Here is a 21,732-nt window from a genome sequence, read left to right on the forward strand (position 1 = left end):
CGCACCTTCGGAAGGACAGTAGATGATGAGCAAGCAGTTCAAAGTGGCTCTGTTGGGAACCGGCCTGATGGGAGCTCCTATGGCGCGGAATATTTTGCGCGCCGAGTTTCCGCTCACTGTATGGAACCGCAGCTTGAAAAAGGCAAAACCGTTGACAGCAGAAGGCGCGACATTGGTGGAAACTGCCCCGCTGGCGGTTTCGGGTGCAGACGTAATAATAACCATGCTCTCGGATGGATACGCGACCGGCGCGCTACTTGCTGACGAGGCTTTCCGCGAGCAACTCAAACCGGGGATGATCTGGATTGATATGTCGAGCGCCAAACCCGAACACGCAAGAGAGCAATCCGCGCAGCTTTCCTCGATGGGGGTGCTGCATCTGGACGCCCCGGTTTCCGGTGGCACCAAAGGTGCCGAAGCTGGCACCCTTGCGATCATGGTCGGTGGCGATCAGGACGTTATGGAGCGCGTGCGACCGGTTCTGACAGCAATGGGCCGGCCTGTACATGTTGGCCCAAGTGGTTCTGGTCAATTGTGCAAATTGGCCAATCAAACAATTGTCGCTGTAACAATATCGGCTGTCGCCGAAGCGACTCTACTCGCTCAGCAAGGCGGTGCGGACCCCACCGCGTTGAGGGCCGCACTGAAGGGGGGCTTTGCGGATAGTATTATCTTGCAACAACATGGCGAACGCATGTCTGATGGAAATTTTACACCTGGGGGTTTGTCTAAGTTTCAACTAAAGGATTTGGACAACACGCTAGAGGAAGCGGGAAGCCTTGGCGTTGAGCTACCTAGCACCCGATCTGTGCGCGACCGTTTCGAATATCTGATAGACGAAATGGATGGGGCCGAACTGGATCATTCGGCTTTGTATCTAGAACTCAAAAAACGGAACGGAATGCTGTGACGCGGATCCTGATTATAGGCGGCGGAGGAATGCTGGGCCAGAAACTGGCCCATCGCGTGTCGACCCAAGAAACCTTTGGAGCCGATGCCCAAGTCTCACTGTTTGATCTCTCGTTCCAGCCCGACAGTGCGGCAGGTAATCAAATTGTGGGGAACTTGACTGCGTCAGGCATAGCTAAGTCTTTTGCTACGCAACGGCCAGACGTCATTTTTCATCTTGCAGCTATCGTTTCAGGCCAAGCTGAAACAGACTTTGCGTTGGGTTGGGATGTAAACCTTATGGCAACGTGGGCACTGCTGAATGCACTTAAGGATGAACACGAGGCATCAGGAAACGAGTACACACCTCGTCTGGTTTTTGCCTCGTCCATAGCAGTTTTCGGGTCACCATTCCCCGAAAAGATAAGCGATGAGTTCCTCTCGGCACCTTTGACAAGTTACGGAGCGCAGAAAGCGGCGGCTGAATTGATGATCACGGATTTCAGCAGGAAAGGATATATCGACGGTATTTCCTTGCGCTTGCCCACTTTGTGTGTGCGCCCGGGCAAAGCCAACGCTGCCGCTTCGTCCTTCTTTTCAGGTATAATCCGAGAGCCATTGAATGGGGATGAGGCTGTCTTGCCAGTTGCCGAAACCGTTCGCCACTGGCACGCCAGCCCCCGCGCCGCTGCGACTTTTTTGACCCACGCAGCAACAATGGACACGCAGCTTTTGAATGACAGACGCGCATTGAACATGCCTGGCGTAAGTTGCACCGTCGCCGAACAAATCGAAGCTCTGCGCAAAGTGGCCGGCCAAGAAGCGGTTGGCCTAATCAGGCAAGAACCCGACGAGACAATCGAACGAATAGTCAAGAATTGGCCGCGAGACTTTCAGACAGATCGCGCTCTGGAGTTGGGGTTCGAGGCGGAATCAAGCTTCGACGAAATCATTCGCGTGTATTTGGAAGACGATTTTCGGCTTTAGTCGCCCATCGTCTTTCCAGTTAGGTGGCGTTCCAGATGATCGTGAATTTTCTCTCGTGTTAACTGCTCATCCCCTGACAATGCTGCTTCAAGTATATCGGCATGGTGTCTTATGTTCTGAGAAATGAATTCAAAGTTCCGGTCTGCAACCATCAACTGCTGCCTGAACTGCGCGTAAACTCGGCTATGCATTTGTTTTAAAGTTTCCGAGCCACAGGCAGAAATAAGTGTTTGGTGAAACTCCTTTTCCGAGGCAAACCATATCTCGATAAGGCCGCTCGGGTCGTCTGTGGCGTGAATGCGTTTTTCGATATGGCTGAGTTTGTGATGTGCGGCCGTCAATCTTGCTTCCCAATCCACCCCGCCATTACGGATCGACATTGCGGTGCCTTCGGCCTCCAACAGAACACGGACGTGCGTCAATTCGATAAGCTTCTGCGGCGAACGCATTGGCACGCGGAAACCTTTTTGTTCCTGAAAGTCCACCAAACCAACAGCCGCCAAACGAAAAAGGACTTCACGAACGGCGCTCGCAGAACAGTCATACACTTTACGAAGTTCTTCAGCCCGCACCTTCGCTCCATGCTCGAATCCATTAGAGATCAGGCGCATCTTAAGATCTTGATAAATATCTATTTCGTCGTTCATTCCAGTATGCACCTTCAAGTTTTGTCCAAGTAGCGTCCTAACCTTATTTTCGAATTATCGCAAGAATCTCGAAATTTTTAGAAATTTCAATTTTTTCTTGTTGCATTCGATTCTTCGGCTTAACGTTTACCTGCGCGACAGCAAAGGAGGCGGCAAGATCTTCCACACCGCGCACGCTCAACGTCTGGGAGGACAATATGAAAATAGTCAAGACAGCGGCCCTGGCGGCCGTAGCCACGACAATGGCAGCCGGTTTCGCGATGGCTGAAACAACGAAGCTTAGAATTCAAACCCATTTTTCGCCCGAAACTCTGTCAGGCCAGATGGCTGCAAAATTCGTTGAAGACATTCAGGAAATGTCGAACGGCGAAATCGAAGTTGAAATGTTCTATTCCTCTTCGGTGGTCAAATCAGTTGAAACCTTCGATGCCGCAGCTACCGGAATTCTAGATTGCGACATGACGGGCGGCGGCTATCAGACCGGTAAAAACCCGGCCTTCCAGTTTGCGGGCGACCTGCTCGGCGGATATCAGAACCCATATCAGCAAATGGCTTGGCTTCTTCATGGCGGCGGAAGAGAAGCTGTAAATGATCTATACAACGGCTACGACATGGAATTCATCGGATGGTGGATTCCCGGGCCAGAGTCGTTGTCTTCGACCAAGCCGATTGCAAAAGTGGAAGACTTCAAAGATTGGAAGTTCCGCTCGCCTCCAGGCCTTGCAACCAAGGTGTTCGCGGAACTTGGCGCTTCTCCGATCGTGATGGACTTCAACGAAATCTTCACGGCTTTGGAAACCGGTATCATTGATGGTGCGGATGCTGCGAACCTGACGAACAACGTAGGCCTCGGTCTGTACGAGATCGCAGGTCACACAAACTATCCCGGTTTCCACTCGATGCCTGCAGATCACCTAGCTTGTCGCAAAGACGTCTGGGAAGCGATGCCCGCGCATCACAAGAAGATCATGGAAGTCGCAATGGATAGCCTGGCATTGCACAATGCCACAATCAATGAAGTGCAGAACGCTCAGACTGCAAAAGACCTGAAGGCAAAAGGCGTTCAGTTGTACGAATGGTCGCCTGAAGACCTGGCAGCGTATCGCGCGGCCGTTCAGGTCGGTTGGACAGAGTTCGCAACGACACCTGAAGCACAGGCGCTTTTGGAAAGCCACATCAACTTCCTGCGTGACCTGGGCGCAATGCAATAATCAGGCTTCGATCGAACTACGACACACGGAAAGGCCGCACTTGCGGCCTCTCCGGATCGGCGCCGGGATCCAGAACTTCATGAAAATCACCAGAATAATAAGTCATGTACTGCAGTACGACATGCCGGAAGTTCTGGGCTACTCGCAACAGTATTATGACAAGCGTACAACCCATCTGGTCGAGATTCAGACAGATGAAGGGGTAACCGGTTGGGGGGAGTGCTTTGGTCCCGGAAACGTAGCCATTGCGAACAAAACCATCGTGGAAAAGGTAATCCAACCAATGGTCCTTGGCATGGACCCTTTGGACAAAGACGTGATCTGGCACAAGGTGTACAATCTTTTGCGAGACCATGGCCAAAGCGGAATGCCAATACAGGCTTTGTCCGGGGTGGACATCGCACTTTGGGACATCTCCGGCAAAATCTCTGGCCTCCCCCTCCATAAGCTTGTCGGCGGGGCACATCGCGCAAGCATTCCTTGCTACGGCTACGGCATGATGCTCCGGGATGAACCGATTTCTAATCTTGCAAGCCGTTTTGAGGATGAAGCCGCAAAGATCAAGGCAATGGGATTTACCGCCACCAAAATGAAAACGGGCTTTGGCCCGAAGCCTGATGTGAAACTGTGCGAAGCAGTTAGACGCGGAGTTGGTGAGGACTTTCCTTTTATGGTTGATGCAAACCATGCCTATACGACTTCAGACGCGTTCTTTGTCGGTCGGGCGCTGGAAGAACTGGACGCATATTGGTTCGAAGAACCGGTCGCGCCAGAAGACATTGACGGATACCGCGAACTGCGCACTTCGCTTAAAGTAAACATCTCAGGCGGAGAGGCGGTCTTCAATCGCTGGGCATGGCGCAATCTTCTTGAAAACCGTGGCATCGATATCGCGCAGCCAGAGGTTTGTGCTTTGGGCGGTGTTTCAGAGTATCTCAGGGTACTGTCTCTATGCCACGCACATTTCACTCCGGTCGTAAATCACGTCTGGGGTAGCGCCATCGCCGTCGCAACTAATCTGCATTTACTAGCGGCCATGCCCGCAATTCCAGGCGGCTTGCATCCATGGGAGCCGATGCTGGAGTTCGACACAACGGACAACAAGTTTCGGGACGATCTGCTGACCGAACCGCTGGAAATTCAAAATCAGGTCAAGGCCAACAACGGCCGAGTCATGATACCGACTGGCCCCGGATTGGGTGTCGAGCCGGACCGAGACTTTATCGATCACTACAGGATCGAAGGATAAGGACGAGGGTTACGCGATGCACAAGAACTCAGGCGGACTAATTGAATGGCTCATACCGTTGGCCTTCGTCGCAACAGCCAGCTGGCTTGTTTGGCATCTTCCCGCATTCCTATTGGACTGGCTGCCTTACACCTCTGAATCCCTCAAAAGTCAGGTAACTGAAATATATCTGCGCAGCGACGTTACGCCCGAATTGTCTGGCGTATTCGGGGGGTATGTCGACATCATCGACATGGCCGCGCTCGTCCTTCTACCGTTTCTTGCAGTGATTGGTACCAAGACCGTGCGCCCGGCGACGATGGAGTTCGAAGGCTCGACGGTTATGGACCGTTTCGCCCTGTTCATAGGTCGAGTGACGATGATGATGATCGCAATCATGACTGTCGTGATGCTCTACGAAGTCTTCATGCGTTATATCCTGGAGAAGCCGACCGAGTGGGCGAACGAAATGACACTCTGGTTCGCCAGCTTTGTGTTTTTGATGTCTGGCTACTACGCCATGCAGCAACGCAGTCACATTCGAATATTCCTGCTGTACGATGCAGTTCCACGTTGGCTTCAGCGCGTTTTTGATACGGTTTCGACTATACTGATCGTGCTATTTGCCTTCTTTCTTGTCTACGGCAGCTACAAACAGGTGTTCGTCAATAAGCTCTACAAATGGGAGCTTTATGGCTCTGCCTTCAATCCTCCGATCCCGGCGACGTTGCAGCCGATGGTGCTGATCGTGATTACGCTGGTCGCAATGCAAGCAATTTTGAACTTGGTCGCGGATTGGAACAAAGAACCGGAAATCCACACAGATGAACCGGACGAAGACGAAATTGAAATGATCAAACGGGCGGTGGGACAAGACTGATGGACATTGGAACAATCTCACTCATCCTGATGGTCGCCCTGATTGTGCTTCTGGCGATCGGGATGCCCTTGGGTCTGGCCTCGGCTTCGCTTGCGGTTCTGGTTCTTGTGCTCAAGTTCGAACCGACACTGCTTTTAAACCCGTTTTCATTCGGCGACGGGATTCTCACCGGTCGGCCAGGGACTGGGCCGCTCTATATCCTGGCGCAGAAGATATACGGGCTCTTAACGGACTACGTGCTCATATCCGTGCCATTGTTTATCTTCATGGCGTCGCTGCTAGAGAGGTCCGGGATCGCGCGCGACATGTATTCGTCGCTGAATGTCTGGCTGTCCAGAACACGCGGCGGCATCGCGATCGTGACCTCGATCATGGCGGTGATCATGGCTGCCATGTCCGGCATCATCGGCGGTGAGGTTGTCCTGCTGGGCCTTATCGCCCTGCCCCAGATGCTGCGCCTGGGCTACGATCAGAATCTCGCGATCGGCGTCATCTGCGCCTCAGGGTCTCTGGGCACCATGATCCCTCCTTCGATCGTTCTGATCATCTATGGGCTGATCACCGAAACCTCGATCAAGTCGCTGTTCACCGCGTCTTTCATTCCCGGCTTCATGCTGGCCTCGATGATCATCCTGTACATCATCATCCGCACGCGGTTGAATCCTCATCACGCTCCGCTGCCGGAACCGGACCCGAACGACCCCGAACCAGCCGAGAAACGCAAACTGTTTGGTGCCTTCATGAGCATCGTCGTCGCCGGATTTTCCACCGTTCTGTTTATCCGAGCCGCGTTTTTCGAGCTCTCAGGCTCAAACGCTGCCAGCCAGGGCGAACCAGCGCGATTGGGGACAGCTGACTACCTGCCCTGGTTTGCCGGCATCACGATCGTCGCCCTTCTGCTGATTTTCTTCGTCTTTGGCAGACAACGCTCAAAAATCGGTTGGGAAATGGGCAAGGGTCTCGTCGCGCCGCTGGTTGTAATCGGCGTCGTGCTCGGCTCGATCTATGGCGGGATCACAGGTATCACCGAGGCTGCTGGTATGGGCGCCTTCGCAGTCCTGATCATCGCCATCCTGCGGGGCGAAGGATCGTTCGAGCTGGTTTGGGACAGCTTGATGCGGACACTAAAATCCACAGGCACCATCATCTGGGTTACGATCGGGGCCGCCGCGCTGGCGGGTGCCTACACCATTGCTGGAGGGCCCCAATACGTGGCCGACCTGATCGTCGGCCAGGAGCTGCCAACCATGTTGGTCATTCTGGTAATGATGCTGATCTTGCTGTTCATGGGCGCATTCATGGATTGGGTCGGCATCGTACTGTTGATCATTCCGGTCTTTCTGCCGATCGTCCTGCGCCTTCCTATCGAGGAAATCGGAGTCTTTGGCCAGTTGGAGCCGAGTCATGTCGCCATCTGGTTCGGCGTCGTGTTCTGTATGAACATGCAGGTCAGCTTCCTCTCGCCCCCTTTCGGCCCGGCCGCGTTCTACCTGAAGTCAGTGGCTCCGCCGCATATCAGCCTGACGGATATCTTCCGCGGCTTCCTGCCATTCATCGGGATCCAGTTGCTGGCGCTTTCCGTTCTTCTGATCTGGCCGGGTATCATCGCGCTGCTGTTGTGAGGTTGCACCCATGCTGACACAAGATGCGATTGGCAAGTTCCAGACCGATGGATACCTCGTGGTTGAGGATGTAATTCCCCGCGATGTCCTGGGTCGGGTGCAAGCGGAATACTCGGATGTCCTGAACCGGCTCTATGACTGTTGGTACAAAAAAGGACTGGTCAAGGACGAGCCGTCCGGAATGACCTTCTGGGACAAACTTCTGTCCGCCTATCAGGCCGGATGCGACTATTTCCAGCCGCTGGACATCTCGCTGCCCGGCGATCGGATCATGGCGGACACACCGTTCCATATTGGGCCCGCAGTGTTCGACTTGCTGACGGCCCGTCCCATGCTTGACATCGTCGAGCAGCTGATCGGGCCAGAGTTGGTGAGCAATCCAATCCAGCACGTTCGGCTGAAGCCCCCTGCCCTGAAGCTGTCCAAGGACGAGGTGCGCGCGCACATCACCGCAACGGACTGGCATCAGGACCGAGCGGTTGCGCTGGAGGATGCTGATCAGACCGACATGGTCACGGTGTGGATTGCCGTCAACGATGCAACGGTTGAAAACGGCTGCCTGCAAGTGCTGCCAATGGCACAAGACCAATCTATCCTGCCACATTGTGCCCGGACGCAGACAGGCATTGCCGACGGGTTCATTGATGAAGGCCGCGCCGTGCCCCTTCCTGTCAAGGCCGGCGGGATCATCCTGTTTCACCCTTTGACACCACACGCTTCGCTGATCAATAAAACGGACCGGTTCCGCTGGTCGTTCGACATCCGCTTTAGCGCGGCAGGTCAGCCGACCGGTCGAGATCATTTCCCCAGCTTCATCGCGAGGTCCAGTTCGCGCCCCGAAACCGAGCTGCGAGATTGGCGCGTCTGCAAGTCCAATTGGGAGGCGGCGCGAGCAAGACTGTCCGGCAAGCCGCATATAGATATTCACCGGTGGACATCGGACTCACCGTTCTGCGCCTAGCTGCTGCCGCCAGGAAAGCTGATTATGACTTTTGTACGTTTAGATCGAACGGATAGCGTGGTGGTTGCAACTCGGCACCTGGAGGCCGGCAGTATGGTCGAGGATGTCACGACCAATGCGCGCATACCCTCGGGGCACAAGGTCGCCACGCGGAATCTTGCACTCGGCGATCCGGTCAGAAAGTACGCCCAGATCATCGGTTACGCCACCCGACCGATCGAACCCGGCGACCATGTACACACCCACAATGTCGAGTTCCGGAACACCAGCGTAGACTACGAGTTTGCGACGGATCACAGGCCCACCAAACCTGCCACCTCGGTCGATACATTCATGGGCTACCACCGGGACAGCGGTCGGGTCGGCACGCGCAATTACATCGCGGTTCTGACCACAGTGAACTGTTCGGCGACTGCCGCCCGCATGATCGCCAATCACTTCACGCCGGACAAGCTGGCCAAGTTTCCGAACATCGACGGCGTGGTGGCCTTTGTCCATGGAACAGGCTGCGGAATGGCCGATTCCGGCGACGGTTTCGAAGCCCTTCAACGGGTCATGTGGGGGTTTGCAAAACACCCCAACCACGCTGCCGTTCTGATGGTCGGTCTGGGCTGCGAGATGAACCAGATCGACTGGCTGCTGGACGCGTATGGGCTGAAGCAAAGTCCCACCTTCCAAACGATGAACATCCAGAACGTCGCCGGATTGCGTCGGACCGTGGAAATGGGCATCACCAAGATCAACCAGATGCTTCCCATTGCCAATGAGGCGAGGCGCAGCGAAGCCCCGGCGTCCGAACTGATGGTTGCGCTGCAATGCGGTGGCTCGGACGCTTGGTCCGGCGTGACCGCGAACCCGGCGCTCGGACATGCCTGCGACCTGTTGGTTGCGCAAGGCGGCACAGGTGTCCTTGCGGAAACACCCGAAATTTACGGAGCCGAACACCTTTTGACCCGCCGCGCCCTTAGTCGCACAACTGGGGAAAAACTGATCGGACTGATCGATTGGTGGCAGGACTACACCGCTCGCAATCACGGTTCGATGGACAACAACCCAAGCCCCGGCAACAAGCAAGGGGGTCTGACGACCATCCTAGAGAAGTCGCTGGGGGCAGCGGCGAAGGGCGGCACCACCCCTTTGACCGGTGTATTCAAATACGCCGAACCCATCACCGCCAAAGGCTTCACCTTCATGGACAGCCCCGGATATGACCCGGCCTCGGTGACCGGGCAGATCGCGGCTGGGTGCAACCTTGTGTGCTTCACCACGGGACGCGGCTCTGCATTTGGGTCCAAACCGGCACCCACGCTGAAAATCGCTACCAACTCTGAATTGGCAGCACGCATGCCCGAGGACATGGACGTGGATGCGGGCGACATTCTGACCAAAGGCGCCAGCGTCGAAGAAAAAGGACAGGAAATATACCGACGGCTGCTCCAAGTCGCCTCTGGCGCGCGGACCAAGTCCGAGGCGCAGGGCTTGGGTGACTACGAATTTGTTCCCTGGCAAATCGGAGCGGTGATGTGAAACGGATCCTTGTAGCCGGCGGCGGATTAATCGGTATCCGCCACGTCCGCGCCGTGATTGAGCATCCCGGTTGCCAGTTGGTCGGGTTGGCCGATCCAGATGGCTCGATCCAGATCGACGCGCCGCGTTTTGCTAGTATGGACGAGGTGCAGGGCCCAGTGGATGGCGTCATCATCGCCACTCCGACCCGCCTGCATGCCGAACATGGCATTCTGGCCGCATCCCGCGGTTGGCACATGCTGATCGAAAAGCCGGTTGCCGCGTCGGTCGATGATGCCCTGCGCCTGAAGACGGCCGTTCGCCAGGCCAATGTCCGCAGCCTTGTAGGCCACCATCGGCGGTATCATACAATCTTGCAACACCTGAAGGAGGTGATCGCGCAAGGTACGATCGGACAAGTCATCAATGTCTCGTTGCTGTGGGCCATGCGCAAACCCGACAGCTATTTTGAACAGAACTGGCGGACTTCCGATGGCAGCCCAGTCATGATCAATCTGGTGCATGATATCGATGTCCTGCGCTTTGTGATCGGAGAAATCTCGGATGTCGTCGCCCTGCCCGGAGCGCCCATCCGCGGATCGGATAGGATAGAAAGCGGGGCTGTCGCGATCGCATTCGAAAACGGCGCGACGGGCACTATCAGCTTTGCCGATACCGCACCCAGCCCCTGGGGGTTTGAGGCCGGAACCGGCGAGAACCCGAACATCGGCACGACCCATCAGGACATGATCTGGATCACGGGAACCAGTGGCGCTGTGAGTTTTCCCTCCATGACCCTGTGGCGCGGACAGGATTGGGGCACTGCGGCCCAAAAAGACCAACTTACACGACCGGAACAACAACGCGCACCGCTAGAGGTGCAGCTGGATCACTTCCTTGACGTGATCGATGGCGCTCCTCCACTGATTGACGTCGAGGAAGCAGCCCGAACGCTCGAGGTCACATCACGGATTGAACAGGGGCTAAAGGCGCGAACGACCCGAGCGCGGGCGCCGGCCTGATGGACATGCGGCCCGGTCAAATGCCGGACCACCCAAAAACCAATGATTATCCACCGGGCAATATGAGCATTAAAAAAGCAAAGCCGCCCGCAACAAACACAAGAATAAGAACCAGACACATTCACGGAAAGGGAAACCAATGAGCAAACCATCAATCGGGTTTATCGGCTTGGGACTAATGGGCGGAGCCATGGTGAGCCGACTGTTGGACCAAGGGTATTCGGTCGCTGTATTGGGAAACCGCGACCGCACGTACCTGGACGCCGCGATTGACCGAGGCGCCCGCGAGATGCAAAACGCCCAAGAACTGGCTCAGGCCAGCGACATCGTGATGCTGTGCATGGGCACCTCCGAACAGGTCGAGAGCCGAATGCACGGTGCAGATGGAGTGATTGCGGGATTGAAGTCCGGCGCGATTGTCATCGACTTTGGCACCTCGCTTCCTGGCAGCACACGCGCCTTGGCCGAGGAGGTTGCCGCAGCCGACGGAAGCTATCTTGATGCACCGCTTGGCCGGACACCTTCACACGCGCTAGAAGGCAAGCTCAACATTATGACGTCTGGCGACAAGGCTGCCTTTGACAAGGCCGAGCCGACACTGAAAGATTTGGGCGAAAACGTTTTTTACCTTGGCCCCGTTGGGTCCGGGCACACGATCAAGCTGATCAACAACTTCTTCGGAATGACCGTTGCGAACGCGATGGCCGAAGCCTTTGCCATGGCTGACATCACCGGTGTTGACCGCAAGCAGCTGTATGATGTGATGGCCGCAGGGCCGCTGCATTCCGGAATGATGGATTTCGTCAAAGCCTATGGCGTTGAGAGCGACCCAAATCAGCTGGCCTTTGCCATCAAGAACGCGGCAAAAGACCTCGGGTATTATGACCGAATGGCGCGCGAGGCAGGCGTTACCAGCGTGATGTCGCAGGGCGCGCTTTCGGCGCTGAATGACGCCCGCGACCACGGTCAGGCGGATGACATGGTAAGCCAGATGGTTGACTACTACGTCAAGCGTTTCAACACCTGATCGATGGCCGTCTCCGCCAACCCCACCGCTGACCTGCCGCGCCTTGGCATTGTGCTGATGTTGATGGCGTGGCTGTTCTTTTCGTTGGTTGACCTTGGGGCCAAGTGGTTGGCGTTGGCCGGAGTGCCGGCATTTCAGTTGGCGTTCATGCGCTATGCGGGGCACTTCGTGATCTCAGTGGGCGTGATCGCCAAGGGCGGGATAGAGGCCGGTCGGTTCAAGACTGACCATCCATGGCAGGTGATAAGCCGGGCCTTGCTGCTGATCTCGGCGACCGTTTTCAATTTTTATGCCCTACGGTTTTTGCCACTGACCGTTGTGTCGGCAATCATGTTCTCAAGCCCGGTCATCGTGTGCTTTCTGTCCGTCTTTGTATTGAAAGAAAGCGTGGGCCCATGGCGTTGGGCGGCTATCATCCTGGGCTTTCTGGGGGTGTTGGTTGTCGTACGGCCGTTTGGTTCGGCCTTTCATCCGACCATGCTGCTGATCGTATATAATGCCACCGCTTTGGCCTTGTACTCGATCATGACGCGCAGGCTGTCCGGGGTTGTTGCCGTTGACACTATGCAATTCTACCTCGGGCTTACCGGTACGGTGGTCCTGTTGCCGTTCGCCATCTGGTTTTGGGTCCAGCCAGAAAACACGTGGAGCCTGATTGTACTGATCGGCCTTGGTGTGTTTGGCTGGTGCGGGCATCAGCTGCTGACGAACGCGCATCGGTTTGGAACGGCGAACCAGTTGATGCCATTCACCTATTCGTTCCTAATCTACGTGGCAATCTGGGGTTATCTGTTCTTTGACACAGTACCGGACGCATTCACGTTGGCGGGGGCTGCGCTGATCATGGCTGCCGGTCTCATCATCTGGAAAAGAGAAAAGAAATGACGCGAATTGCCTGCATCGGCGAAGCAATGATCGAATTGTCCATGCTGGAAACCGGCGCAAAGGTGGGCGTCGCGGGGGATACGCTGAACACGGCCATCTACATGCACCGTGCCGCGCCTGACCTGCAGGTGGAGTATGTGACATGTCTAGGCGACGATCCGTTCTCAAGGCGTATCGTGGATTTCATCGCCAGTCATGGCATCGGAACATCCGGCATCCGTATCATTCCGGACGCCTCTCCGGGACTATACGCGATCACGACATCTGCGGACGGTGAACGCAGCTTTACCTATTGGCGCAGCGAGGCGGCCGCCCGTCAGCTTTTTGCGGATCACGACTTCAGCCCGCTCAACGGTTACGACGTGCTGTACTTGTCAGGGATTTCCGTGGCCATTCTTCCGCATGCAGTCAGGCTTGCGCTTCTGGACTGGCTCGAAGGCTCTTCCGTCCGGTTGGTATATGACAGCAACTTTCGTCCGCGTCTTTGGGACAGCGTCCAACACGCTCGGCAGATTAACCAACGGCTTTGGCAACGTGCAGACATTGCCCTGCCGTCCATTGACGACGAGATGGCATTGTTCGGGGAAGGCGCGGACCAGGTGGCTGCACGCTTTGCCGATCATCACGGTGTTGGTGCGTTGAAACGCGGAGAGAATGGCCCTTTGTCCATCGGTCAGAACACTGACCAAACCTATGAACCTGCCAAAAACGTGCTGGATACGACAGCGGCGGGCGACAGTTTCAACGGTGGGTACCTCGCGGCCTTGCTGATGGGGAAATCACAGGCCGACGCCCTGATGGCTGGACACAATTTGGCTTCCACCGTTGTTCAGTTCCGCGGCGCGATCATTCCCGGATAAGTGGCGCGAGATCCTCAGCGCCAACGAGACCCAAAAGCAGCGCTACCGGGTCCGGCTGCTTGACGGCCTTGGCAATTTCCGACGCGCAAGGATCGTTCAGCGCCCTGCCCTTTGCGATCTCGGACATGCAAAAAGAGATCCAGGCCCGCATCCCTGCAATCACCGCCTGAGAGCCGGTCTCACGGAGTGTGGGAACAAACCGATACGGCAGCTTCTGGCTGCCATCCATCGCGATTTGGTCCAGACGATGCGCCAGCTCGGGGTTTTCAAAGCGGCGCAACAAAGCCTCGGCATAATCCGGAACCTGTGCTTGCAGTGCAGCGGGCAGCGTAGCGCCCGCATCCTTCATCAACTCAGAAACCAGCGGGCGCAAAACCGGGTCTTGAACCGCTTCGTGGACGTAGGTCAGGCCCCGCTCCAACCCGGCATAAGCCAACAGGGAATGGGCACCGTTCAGCATGCGCAGCTTTCGCATCTCGTGCGGGGCTACGTCATCGACCAGTTGCACTCCCGGCCAATCCGGGTGTGGACCGGAGAAACTGTCTTCGATCACCCACTCCGAGAACGCCTCGGTCGGAACAGCCATAGGATCGCCGCTGATTGCGCGAACGGCGTCCGTAGTAGCCGGGGTGATCCGGTCGACCATCGCGTTGGGAAAGCGAACAGAGTCCCAATTCACGTCCAGACCGGCTGCTTCCGCAAAATCGGCAACTGCCGTTTCGAGCGTCTTGCCGTTTTCCATGCGATTGTCACAACTTAGTACCGTTACTGGCTTGCGCCGTTCCGCAAGGCCATAAGCTAAAAACCCGATCAGCGTCGCAGGCCCTTGCCCTGCCAGATCGGCGGCAATCGCTGGATCCTGAAGGTTCAGCTTGCCCGCGGCGTCCAAGTGATAACCTTTCTCGGTAACGGTTGCCGAAATGATCTCGGCATCCGCCATCACATCGAATATCTCTGCGCGATCCTTGGGCGCGACCAGAACGTCACGCAGAGCTTTGATGCGCCGGACTCCCTGCCCCTGTACGCACAAATCGTACTCGAAACCCTGTCGGGCCAATCCATCCCGAACCGAGGATGAACGCAGGCTGACGCCGACAACGTCCCATCCGCCCGCTTGATCGGTGTAGTCCAGCAAATGCGCCCGGGCGAAGTTTCCAAGACCGAAGTGAAGAATTGTACCCATCTAGCTTTGCAACCCGTAAACCTGTTTCGCCAGATCGACCGCCAGCAATCTCGCCAGATGCTCGGCACTGTCCCGACCGAAATAGCCGCGCGCAACCTGCTCCGCCAGATGAAACGCCACACCCCGTCGCCACAGGTCGTGACGTGCAGGAATGGACAGAAAAGCCCGCGTGTCGTCATTGAATCCGGCCAGATTGTAATATCCGGCCGTTTCAACGACCTGATCGAAATACCGCGCAATCCCGGCTGGGCTGTCGTGGAACCACCAAGGCGGCCCGATCCTAAGGCACGGCCAATGTCCCGCCATCGGGGCCAATTCACGGGCATAGGTGCTTTCGTCCAATGTGAAAAGTATGATGCGCAGTTCTGCCGAGTTACCGACCCGGTTCAATAGCGCCTCAAGGCCCGTGGCCCAATCCATCGCGATTGGAATGTCGGCCCCCTTGTCCCGTCCGAAGTCCCGCAGTACCGCATGGTTCGTGTTGCGCTTGCTGCCAGCATGTATCTGCATTGTCAGGCCATCATCGACAGACATCTGCGCCATTTCGATCAGCATATGCCCATAGAACCGGCGAGCATCCTGTTCGGTACCTTCCCGCCGTCTCAGCCGCTGGTACAGCGCTTCCGGGTCGTCCAGCCACTCGGTCTTTACGCGTTCGATACCGTGGTCGGTGGCAGTACATCCCAGCTGGATGAAATAAGCCCGCCGCATTCGCAGCGCGTTGAGGTAGCCATCATAGCTGTCCAGATCGCAGCCTGTCAGCTCGGCCAACTTGTTCAGGTTCTGTACGAACTCCGGGTCCGCCCCATCCAAAACCCCGTCTGGGCGGAACGTCGGAACAACCCGCCCGCCCCAACCGCTTGCACGGATCTCTTGATGCTCCACGAGGCCATCGAGAGCGGAATCCGTGGTGGCCAGAACCTCGATCCCAAACCTGTCGAACAAAGCCCTCGGACGAAATTCGGGTCGCGCCAGCTTTTCTGAGATTTTATCATAAATCAGGTCAGCCGTGCGCAAAGACAACTCTTCAGACACGCCCAGCGTTTCGTGCAGCACGTAGCTCATCCAGATCCGGGATGGCGTTCCCAGAAACAGATGCCAGTGTTTGGCAAAGGTGCGAAAAACGGCGCGAGGATCCTTCTTTCGCCCCTCTTCCCCAACGCCAAGTTCGGACAAGGGAATGCCCTGCGAATAGAGCATACGGAACACGTAATGGTCGGGAACCACAAGCAGCTCTGCCGGGTTGGGAAACGGCTCATCGGTTGCAAACCACCCCGGATCGCAGTGACCATGCGGAGACACGATTGGCAGGTCCTTGATGCCCAAGTACAGGTTTTCTGCCATGCCATTCAAATTGCCAGTCAATTCTGCCTCCGATACTGCTGCCCGCAATTGTTAACACAGTTTTTAATGGTTGCATCTTTCCCGTTCGAACCCGCAGACTGACCGAGTGATCCGGGGGAATGAATGAATATTGCGCTGATTGGTTTGGGGATGGTTTCGGGCACGCATGTCGCTGCCATTCAAGCATCGGATCAAGGCCTCAGTCTTGCCGGCGTCCTCGGGCGCAACTCTGAAAAAGCAGCTGAGTTCGCGCGGCGATACGGCACCCGCGCATTCGGCTCGATCGAGGAAATCGCAGACGACCCAAACGTCGACTTTGCGATCATCGCAACACCGCCCGATCAGCGCTCAGAGTTGGTTCGGGTTCTTTCGAGCGCTTCGAAACCGATCCTGATGGAAAAGCCCATCGAGAGAACGCTGGGCGCCGCGACAGCCATCGTCGAGCAGTGCGAGGTATCCGGTGTGCCGCTGGGCATAATCTTTCAGCACCGCGCCCGCGCCGCCTCGCAGGCGCTGAAATCAGCCATTGAACAGGGTGAGCTGGGCGCGATCGCCACGGTGGAGATCCGTGTCCCCTGGTGGCGCGATCAGAGCTACTATGACGAGCCGGGTCGCGGCACTTATGCGCGCGACGGAGGCGGTGTCATGATCTCGCAGGCAATCCACACGCTTGATCTTGCGATGTGGCTGCTGGGGCCGATCTCGGACATTCAAGCCGTGATGAGAAAAACTCCGTTACACGATCTCGAAGCTGAGGATTGGGCAGGTGCAGTCTTTGAAACGGATAGAGGCGCCGTGGGCACTATGATGGCGACTACTGCCGAATATCCCGGGGCCGCTGAGTCCATTACCATCCAAGGCACACGCGCCAAAGCGCATCTGGAGTCAGGTGTCCTGACCTTAACGACTTTCGATGGTCATAAATCCACGGTTGGCGAAACGTCCGCCACAGGCGGAGGGGCCGATCCCATGGCGTTCACCCATGCTTGGCATCAGGCGGTCATCGAGGATTTTGCCAAGGCTGTTGCCGATGGCACGCTGCCCATGGCCACCGGACGCAGTGCCCTTTTGACCCACGCCGTCATAGACGCGATGCAGATCGCCAATCGAACCGGCCAGAAAACACGAGTCATCTCATGAGCCTGACCTGCGTCGCCCTTGGCCTGGACCACCGCCATATCTATGGCATGACGGAAAACATGCGTAAAATCGGCGTGGACTGCGTTGGCTACTGGACACAAGGCGATCCGGAAACGCTACCGGGCTACGTCAAAAGGTTTCCCGATATTCCGCGGCTGGCCCGACTGGAAGACGCCCTAACCTGTGGGGCGGATCTGGCGCTGATTTCGGCAATACCGGCAGATAGGGCCGCGTTGACGATCCGCGCCATGCAAAACGGCATGGATGTCATGAGCGACAAGCCGGGCTGCACGACGTTCGAGCAACTCGACCAGATCAAGCGAGCGGTCGCCGACACCGGTCGAATCTGGTCGCTGAATTTTTCCGAACGATTTGAAACGCCCGTCAGCACCCGGGCGACCGAGTTGGTCGAGTCCGGTGCCATCGGGCGCGTGATCCAGACGATTGGGCTTGGCCCGCACCGATTGAACCGGGCAACCCGGCCGGATTGGTTTTTTCAGCGTGACCGCTATGGCGGCATTCTGACCGACATCGCTTCGCATCAAATCGATCAGTTCTTGCATTACACAGGTTCGAAAACCGCAGAAATCACGAACGCTTATGTGGCGAACTACGCAAACCCCAAAGATCCCGGGTTGCAGGATTTCGGAGAGCTCAATCTACGAAGCGAGAATGGCACCGGGTACATCCGGGTTGACTGGTTCACGCCGGATGCCTTGCCAAACTGGGGGGATGGTCGTCTGACGATCCTCGGAACCGAAGGATATATCGAGTTGCGGAAATACGTCGATGTGGGTGGCGCCTCAGGGACAGACCATCTGATCCTCGTCAATGGTGAAACCTGCCAAAAGATCGACGCAGCCGACGCCGGCCTTCCCTACTTCGCGCGCCTGGCCGATGACATCCGCAACCGGACCGAAACCGCGATGACACAGACCCACTGCTTTACGGTCATGGAACTGGCACTGCACGCGCAGGAAGTGGCGGAACGCAGATGATCAACGTTGCGATCCTTGGCGCAGGTATCGGTGCTCAACATCTGGACGCTCTGGAACGGCTTGACCGCACCTTCCGCGTAGCTGCCGTGGTCGACCAGAATACGGACCGGATCGAACAGATACGGCAGAACTCGGATTTTCGAGCACTAACCAACATTCAGGACGCTCTGGATGATCCGGCGATTGATGTCATCGACATCTGCCTGCCGCCGCATCTGCATGTACCAACCACGCTTGCGGCACTGGCCGCAGGAAAACACGTTGTCTGCGAAAAGCCTCTTGCGACCTCGATGCAAGATGTGGATCGGATCACGGCAGCCACACGCAGCGCGGGCAAGCAGGTGTTTCCGGTGTTTCAATACCGGTGGGGGCCGTCACTGGCCCAGCTGCGCCACCTGCAACGCGCAGGCCTAACCGGAGCGGTCCAAACTGCCGCGCTTGAGACCCATTGGTCCCGAGGGGCAGACTATTACGCAGTGCCGTGGCGGGGAACATGGGCTGGTGAACGCGGCGGCGCAGTGCTGGGCCATGCCATTCACAACCATGATCTGCTGACTCATATTGCGGGTGATATCGCCTGGGTGTCTGCAATGGCCACAACGCGGGTCAACCCGATCGAGACCGAAGACTGCGCCGCGATCTGTTTTGGCATGACTTCCGGCGCTTTGTGCACAAGCAATATCACCTTGGGCGCCGCCACGGACGAAACCCGCCTGCGGCTCGTCTTTGAAAAGGTGACCGCCACCTCTGGCACCGAACCCTATGCCCCAGGTCAAACGCCCTGGACATTCGTCGCGCGGGACCCTGTGAATCAAGCCGCTATCGACGAGGCCCTTGCAGCCGCCACTGACGAGCCAATAGGTTTCGAAGGGTTCTTTACCGAAGTCGGCAGGGCGCTGCGGTCCGAGGCAAATTCGGCCGTTACGCTGCAGGACGGCGCAGCGTCCATCGGCCTTGTGACGGCGATTTATCACGCGGCGCGCACGGGGCAGCGCGTTGCCCTTCCCATCAGGCCCGATCACCCGCTGTATGAAGGATGGCTGCCATGAAACAATGCTGGCGTTGGTTCGGACCCGAAGATCCGATCGCCTTGGCCGCTCTCCATCAAGTCGGGGTTCAGGGCATCGTCACCGCGCTGCATGACATCCCGCCGGGACAGCCCTGGGACGAACCAAGCATCGCCGATCGGCAGGCAGTTCTGGCTACTGCCGGGTACAGTTGGGACGTTGTCGAAAGCCTGCCCGTCTCCGAGGCGATCAAAACACAGTCCGCAGACATGGCTGAACATCTGCAGGCGTATAAGTCCAGCCTCAGGGCCCTGTCCGCCCGTGGCATCAAAGTCGTTTGCTACAACTTCATGCCAATCCTGGATTGGACGCGCACCGCCCTTCGCGCCCCGCAGCCGCACGGCGGAACGGCCATGCTGTTCGACCTGACCGATTTTGCTGTTTTCGACATACATATTCTCAAGCGGCCGGGCGCGTCCGAAGACTATTCCAGCGACGTCCAGCAAACGGCCAAGGATCGCTTCTTGCGCATGTCGGATAAATCCATGGCCCAATTGCAGCATAATGTCACTGCGGGGTTGCCCGGCGCCAACGATCAGTGGAGCGTGCAGGACGTGCGCGCTTTGTTGCGAAACTATGCTCATATAGACCGTGACCAGCTTCGCGCAAACCTGATCGACTTCCTGTCAGAAGTCGCACCAGTCGCCCAAGAACTGGATCTACGCTTGTGCTGTCATCCAGATGATCCGCCGTTCTCGTTGCTTGGTCTGCCGCGGATCATGTCCAGCACCGATGACTACGGCGCCGTTCTGGATGCGGTTGATTTGTTGGCGAACGGCGCAACGTTGTGTACCGGATCGCTGGGAGTGTCTCCCGAATTTGATGGGCCGGACTTCGTGCGCAGGCATGGCGACCGAATTCACTTTGTCCATCTGCGGAATACCCAACGCATCGCCGGGTCAGACAGCCAGAAGCCGGACTTCTTTGAGGCCCCGCATCTGGAGGGCGACACCGACATGGTCGGCACCATTCGCGAACTAATGAACGAACAGCGCCGCCGCAAATCCCAAGGGCGTTGCGACTGGCAAATTCCGATGCGACCCGACCACGGACAAGAACTGCTGAGCGATCTGGGTGGACACAGTACTCCCGGCTATCCGTTGATCGGGCGTATGCGCGGGCTTGCGGAACTGCGCGGCATCATGGCGGCGTTCTCCTAACGCGTCGGATCAGGCGGTTTCTTTTCGCCCGCAACACTTCTATGCTTGCCTGAGCGCCGCATTCTTCGTTTAATTGCTATACGTAAACGGGCAGCGGGGTGTCTTCCGGACTCGCCCGACGTCTGTTCAAGACGCGTGAAACTCCCGCGAAAACCGATGCGATTGGGCATCATTTTTCGAAACGTCTGCCATACGGCAATGGCGAAATATCGGGAGGAGTCTAAATGAAAACTGCAGGCGTAATAGGTCTTGGCGACATGGGCAGCGGCCTTGCCAAGAACCTGATCAAGAATGGCTTTGAAACATCAGGTTTCGACCTGAGCGAGACGCGCATGACGGCATTTGCTGACATGGGCGGCCAGCCCAAGGACAGCGTGGGACAGGTCGGTCGACACGCCGCCAGTGTGTTTGTCATGGTAATGAACGGAGATCAGGCCCGCGATGTCATTCTGGGTGAAAACGGGCTGGTTGCGAACATGGCCAAAGGCGGGACGGTCATCCTGTCGGCGACCATTACCCCGGCCGAAGCCCGCGCCATCGGGCAGGATATGGAAGGCTCAGGCATACATCTGATCGACACGCCGGTCTCAGGTGGGTTTCCCGGCGCGCAGAACGGCACATTGACGATGATGGCTGCCGGTGCTGCGGATGTGCTGGACCGAAACGCCGAAGTCATGCAGGCAGTGTCTGCAACAATTCATCGAGTCGGAGAAAACGCTGGCGACGGGCAAACCGTGAAAGCCTGTCTGCAATCCCTGATCGGATCGATCTTTTCCGCCACATTCGAGGCTGCGGCCCTGGCGGCCAAAGCCGGTGTCAGCGGTCAGGCATTGCTTGATGTGTTCTCCTCATCCAGCGCGGGGTGCGGCGTCGTGAATTCCGCCCTTGAAAACATCATTGATCGCAAGTTCGAGGCCACCGGCAGCCATATCGCAACCATGCACAAGGACCTGACGATCTCGCTGGCACTGGCCGGTGCGTTGGGCGTTCCAATGCACACAGCATCATCCGCAATGCAGATCTTTCACGCAGGAAAAACTAAATACCCGAATGGCGACAACTGGGTGTGTACTCGCGTCATCGAAGAGATCGTTGGCGCAGAATTGCATCGCTGAG

Annotated in this window: 19 protein-coding genes and 1 pseudogene; 17 read left to right on the top strand and 3 right to left on the bottom strand. The window is 56.9% G+C overall.

The genetic code is table 11. The annotated features are described in order from the left end of the window. The first annotated feature begins 25 nt into the window (after nt 1-25). Both ACR0EN_RS05245 and denD read left to right on the top strand, forming a co-directional pair. Nucleotides 26-910 (top strand): NAD(P)-dependent oxidoreductase, encoded by an 885-nt coding sequence (locus ACR0EN_RS05245; protein WP_170597855.1) that lies wholly within the window; start codon nt 26-28, stop codon nt 908-910. After that, nucleotides 907-1,875, top strand: a complete 969-nt coding sequence (gene denD / locus ACR0EN_RS05250) for a D-erythronate dehydrogenase (protein ID WP_170817985.1) — start codon at nt 907-909, stop codon at nt 1,873-1,875. Before ACR0EN_RS05245 ends, denD begins: the two co-directional genes overlap by 4 nt. On the opposite strand, the gene ACR0EN_RS05255 is transcribed toward denD, so the two are convergent. Beyond that, nucleotides 1,872-2,522: a GntR family transcriptional regulator gene (locus ACR0EN_RS05255; RefSeq protein WP_170817986.1), complete on the bottom strand. Its 651-nt coding sequence runs from the start codon at nt 2,520-2,522 to the stop codon at nt 1,872-1,874. The two genes, denD and ACR0EN_RS05255, sit on opposite strands and share 4 nt — an antisense overlap. 197 nt (nt 2,523-2,719) lie before the next feature. On the opposite strand from ACR0EN_RS05255, the gene ACR0EN_RS05260 reads away from it, so the two are divergent. The 10 genes and pseudogenes from ACR0EN_RS05260 to ACR0EN_RS05305 all read left to right on the top strand — a co-directional run bounded on the left by ACR0EN_RS05260 (nt 2,720) and on the right by ACR0EN_RS05305 (nt 13,724). Then, on the top strand, nt 2,720-3,733 hold the full coding sequence (locus tag ACR0EN_RS05260; RefSeq protein WP_170396175.1) for a TRAP transporter substrate-binding protein: 1,014 nt from the start codon (nt 2,720-2,722) through the stop codon (nt 3,731-3,733). A 79-nt stretch (nt 3,734-3,812) separates the two neighbouring features. Continuing rightward, nucleotides 3,813-4,982, top strand: coding sequence for a mandelate racemase/muconate lactonizing enzyme family protein (locus ACR0EN_RS05265; RefSeq protein WP_480585526.1), 1,170 nt, complete (start codon nt 3,813-3,815; stop codon nt 4,980-4,982). Between the two features lie 16 nt (nt 4,983-4,998). Beyond that, the gene (locus ACR0EN_RS05270; protein WP_480503398.1) at nt 4,999-5,841 is read left to right on the top strand and encodes a TRAP transporter small permease subunit; all 843 of its coding nucleotides are present in this window, start codon (nt 4,999-5,001) and stop codon (nt 5,839-5,841) included. Then, a complete protein-coding gene (locus ACR0EN_RS05275; RefSeq protein ID WP_170396171.1) occupies nt 5,841-7,463 on the top strand; it encodes a TRAP transporter large permease subunit in 1,623 nt (540 codons plus the stop codon). Before ACR0EN_RS05270 ends, ACR0EN_RS05275 begins: the two co-directional genes overlap by 1 nt. 10 nt (nt 7,464-7,473) lie before the next feature. Beyond that, nucleotides 7,474-8,424 carry a phytanoyl-CoA dioxygenase family protein gene (locus ACR0EN_RS05280; protein WP_480585529.1) on the top strand — a complete coding sequence of 317 codons (951 nt, stop codon included), beginning with the start codon at nt 7,474-7,476 and terminating at the stop codon, nt 8,422-8,424. Nucleotides 8,425-8,448: 24 nt separating this feature from the next. Beyond that, nucleotides 8,449-9,951: an altronate dehydratase family protein gene (locus ACR0EN_RS05285; RefSeq protein ID WP_170817989.1), complete on the top strand. Its 1,503-nt coding sequence runs from the start codon at nt 8,449-8,451 to the stop codon at nt 9,949-9,951. Further along, nucleotides 9,948-10,952 (top strand): Gfo/Idh/MocA family protein, encoded by a 1,005-nt coding sequence (locus ACR0EN_RS05290; RefSeq protein WP_170817990.1) that lies wholly within the window; start codon nt 9,948-9,950, stop codon nt 10,950-10,952. Before ACR0EN_RS05285 ends, ACR0EN_RS05290 begins: the two co-directional genes overlap by 4 nt. A 106-nt stretch (nt 10,953-11,058) precedes the next feature. Beyond that, nucleotides 11,059-11,979 (top strand): annotated as a pseudogene (locus ACR0EN_RS05295) (NAD(P)-dependent oxidoreductase); the annotation flags it as partial. A 3-nt stretch (nt 11,980-11,982) separates the two neighbouring features. Continuing rightward, nucleotides 11,983-12,864, top strand: coding sequence for a DMT family transporter (locus tag ACR0EN_RS05300; protein WP_170396161.1), 882 nt, complete (start codon nt 11,983-11,985; stop codon nt 12,862-12,864). Further along, entirely contained in the window at nt 12,861-13,724 is an 864-nt protein-coding gene (locus ACR0EN_RS05305; protein ID WP_480585532.1) for a sugar kinase, read from the top strand. Before ACR0EN_RS05300 ends, ACR0EN_RS05305 begins: the two co-directional genes overlap by 4 nt. Here ACR0EN_RS05305 and ACR0EN_RS05310 read toward each other — a convergent pair. Both ACR0EN_RS05310 and uxaC read right to left on the bottom strand, forming a co-directional pair. Next, entirely contained in the window at nt 13,711-14,907 is a 1,197-nt protein-coding gene (locus ACR0EN_RS05310; protein ID WP_480585535.1) for a mannitol dehydrogenase family protein, read from the bottom strand. The genes ACR0EN_RS05305 and ACR0EN_RS05310 overlap by 14 nt on opposite strands. Beyond that, nucleotides 14,908-16,251, bottom strand: coding sequence for a glucuronate isomerase (gene uxaC, locus ACR0EN_RS05315; RefSeq protein WP_480585696.1), 1,344 nt, complete (start codon nt 16,249-16,251; stop codon nt 14,908-14,910). It lies immediately after the preceding gene. A 123-nt stretch (nt 16,252-16,374) separates the two neighbouring features. Here uxaC and ACR0EN_RS05320 point away from each other — a divergent pair, with 123 nt between their 5' ends. From ACR0EN_RS05320 to ACR0EN_RS05340, 5 genes are all read left to right on the top strand, one after another. Continuing rightward, nucleotides 16,375-17,391 carry a Gfo/Idh/MocA family protein gene (locus ACR0EN_RS05320; protein ID WP_480585538.1) on the top strand — a complete coding sequence of 339 codons (1,017 nt, stop codon included), beginning with the start codon at nt 16,375-16,377 and terminating at the stop codon, nt 17,389-17,391. Then, nucleotides 17,388-18,389, top strand: coding sequence for a Gfo/Idh/MocA family protein (locus tag ACR0EN_RS05325; RefSeq protein ID WP_480585541.1), 1,002 nt, complete (start codon nt 17,388-17,390; stop codon nt 18,387-18,389). Before ACR0EN_RS05320 ends, ACR0EN_RS05325 begins: the two co-directional genes overlap by 4 nt. Then, nucleotides 18,386-19,438, top strand: a complete 1,053-nt coding sequence (locus tag ACR0EN_RS05330) for a Gfo/Idh/MocA family protein (RefSeq protein WP_480585543.1) — start codon at nt 18,386-18,388, stop codon at nt 19,436-19,438. Before ACR0EN_RS05325 ends, ACR0EN_RS05330 begins: the two co-directional genes overlap by 4 nt. Beyond that, nucleotides 19,435-20,616, top strand: a complete 1,182-nt coding sequence (gene uxuA, locus ACR0EN_RS05335; protein ID WP_480585546.1) for a mannonate dehydratase — start codon at nt 19,435-19,437, stop codon at nt 20,614-20,616. Before ACR0EN_RS05330 ends, uxuA begins: the two co-directional genes overlap by 4 nt. A 224-nt stretch (nt 20,617-20,840) precedes the next feature. Further along, nucleotides 20,841-21,731, top strand: a complete 891-nt coding sequence (locus tag ACR0EN_RS05340; RefSeq protein WP_170511757.1) for an NAD(P)-dependent oxidoreductase — start codon at nt 20,841-20,843, stop codon at nt 21,729-21,731. Nucleotide 21,732 lies beyond the last annotated feature (1 nt).

Source organism: Ruegeria sp. AB7 (assembly GCF_056542625.1).

Excerpts from the sequence above, each read along its gene's own strand:
- ACR0EN_RS05245 (WP_170597855.1), top strand. The coding sequence starts at position 26 with ATGAGCAAGCAGTTCAAAGTGGCTCTGTTGGGAACCGGCCTGATGGGA.
- ACR0EN_RS05255 (WP_170817986.1), bottom strand. The coding sequence starts at position 2,522 with ATGAACGACGAAATAGATATTTATCAAGATCTTAAGATGCGCCTGATC.
- ACR0EN_RS05260 (WP_170396175.1), top strand. The coding sequence starts at position 2,720 with ATGAAAATAGTCAAGACAGCGGCCCTGGCGGCCGTAGCCACGACAATG.
- ACR0EN_RS05265 (WP_480585526.1), top strand. The coding sequence starts at position 3,813 with ATGAAAATCACCAGAATAATAAGTCATGTACTGCAGTACGACATGCCG.
- ACR0EN_RS05270 (WP_480503398.1), top strand. The coding sequence starts at position 4,999 with ATGCACAAGAACTCAGGCGGACTAATTGAATGGCTCATACCGTTGGCC.
- ACR0EN_RS05275 (WP_170396171.1), top strand. The coding sequence starts at position 5,841 with ATGGACATTGGAACAATCTCACTCATCCTGATGGTCGCCCTGATTGTG.
- ACR0EN_RS05280 (WP_480585529.1), top strand. The coding sequence starts at position 7,474 with ATGCTGACACAAGATGCGATTGGCAAGTTCCAGACCGATGGATACCTC.
- ACR0EN_RS05285 (WP_170817989.1), top strand. The coding sequence starts at position 8,449 with ATGACTTTTGTACGTTTAGATCGAACGGATAGCGTGGTGGTTGCAACT.
- ACR0EN_RS05300 (WP_170396161.1), top strand. The coding sequence starts at position 11,983 with ATGGCCGTCTCCGCCAACCCCACCGCTGACCTGCCGCGCCTTGGCATT.
- ACR0EN_RS05305 (WP_480585532.1), top strand. The coding sequence starts at position 12,861 with ATGACGCGAATTGCCTGCATCGGCGAAGCAATGATCGAATTGTCCATG.
- ACR0EN_RS05310 (WP_480585535.1), bottom strand. The coding sequence starts at position 14,907 with ATGGGTACAATTCTTCACTTCGGTCTTGGAAACTTCGCCCGGGCGCAT.
- uxaC (WP_480585696.1), bottom strand. The coding sequence starts at position 16,251 with ATGGCAGAAAACCTGTACTTGGGCATCAAGGACCTGCCAATCGTGTCT.
- ACR0EN_RS05320 (WP_480585538.1), top strand. The coding sequence starts at position 16,375 with ATGAATATTGCGCTGATTGGTTTGGGGATGGTTTCGGGCACGCATGTC.
- ACR0EN_RS05325 (WP_480585541.1), top strand. The coding sequence starts at position 17,388 with ATGAGCCTGACCTGCGTCGCCCTTGGCCTGGACCACCGCCATATCTAT.
- ACR0EN_RS05330 (WP_480585543.1), top strand. The coding sequence starts at position 18,386 with ATGATCAACGTTGCGATCCTTGGCGCAGGTATCGGTGCTCAACATCTG.
- uxuA (WP_480585546.1), top strand. The coding sequence starts at position 19,435 with ATGAAACAATGCTGGCGTTGGTTCGGACCCGAAGATCCGATCGCCTTG.
- ACR0EN_RS05340 (WP_170511757.1), top strand. The coding sequence starts at position 20,841 with ATGAAAACTGCAGGCGTAATAGGTCTTGGCGACATGGGCAGCGGCCTT.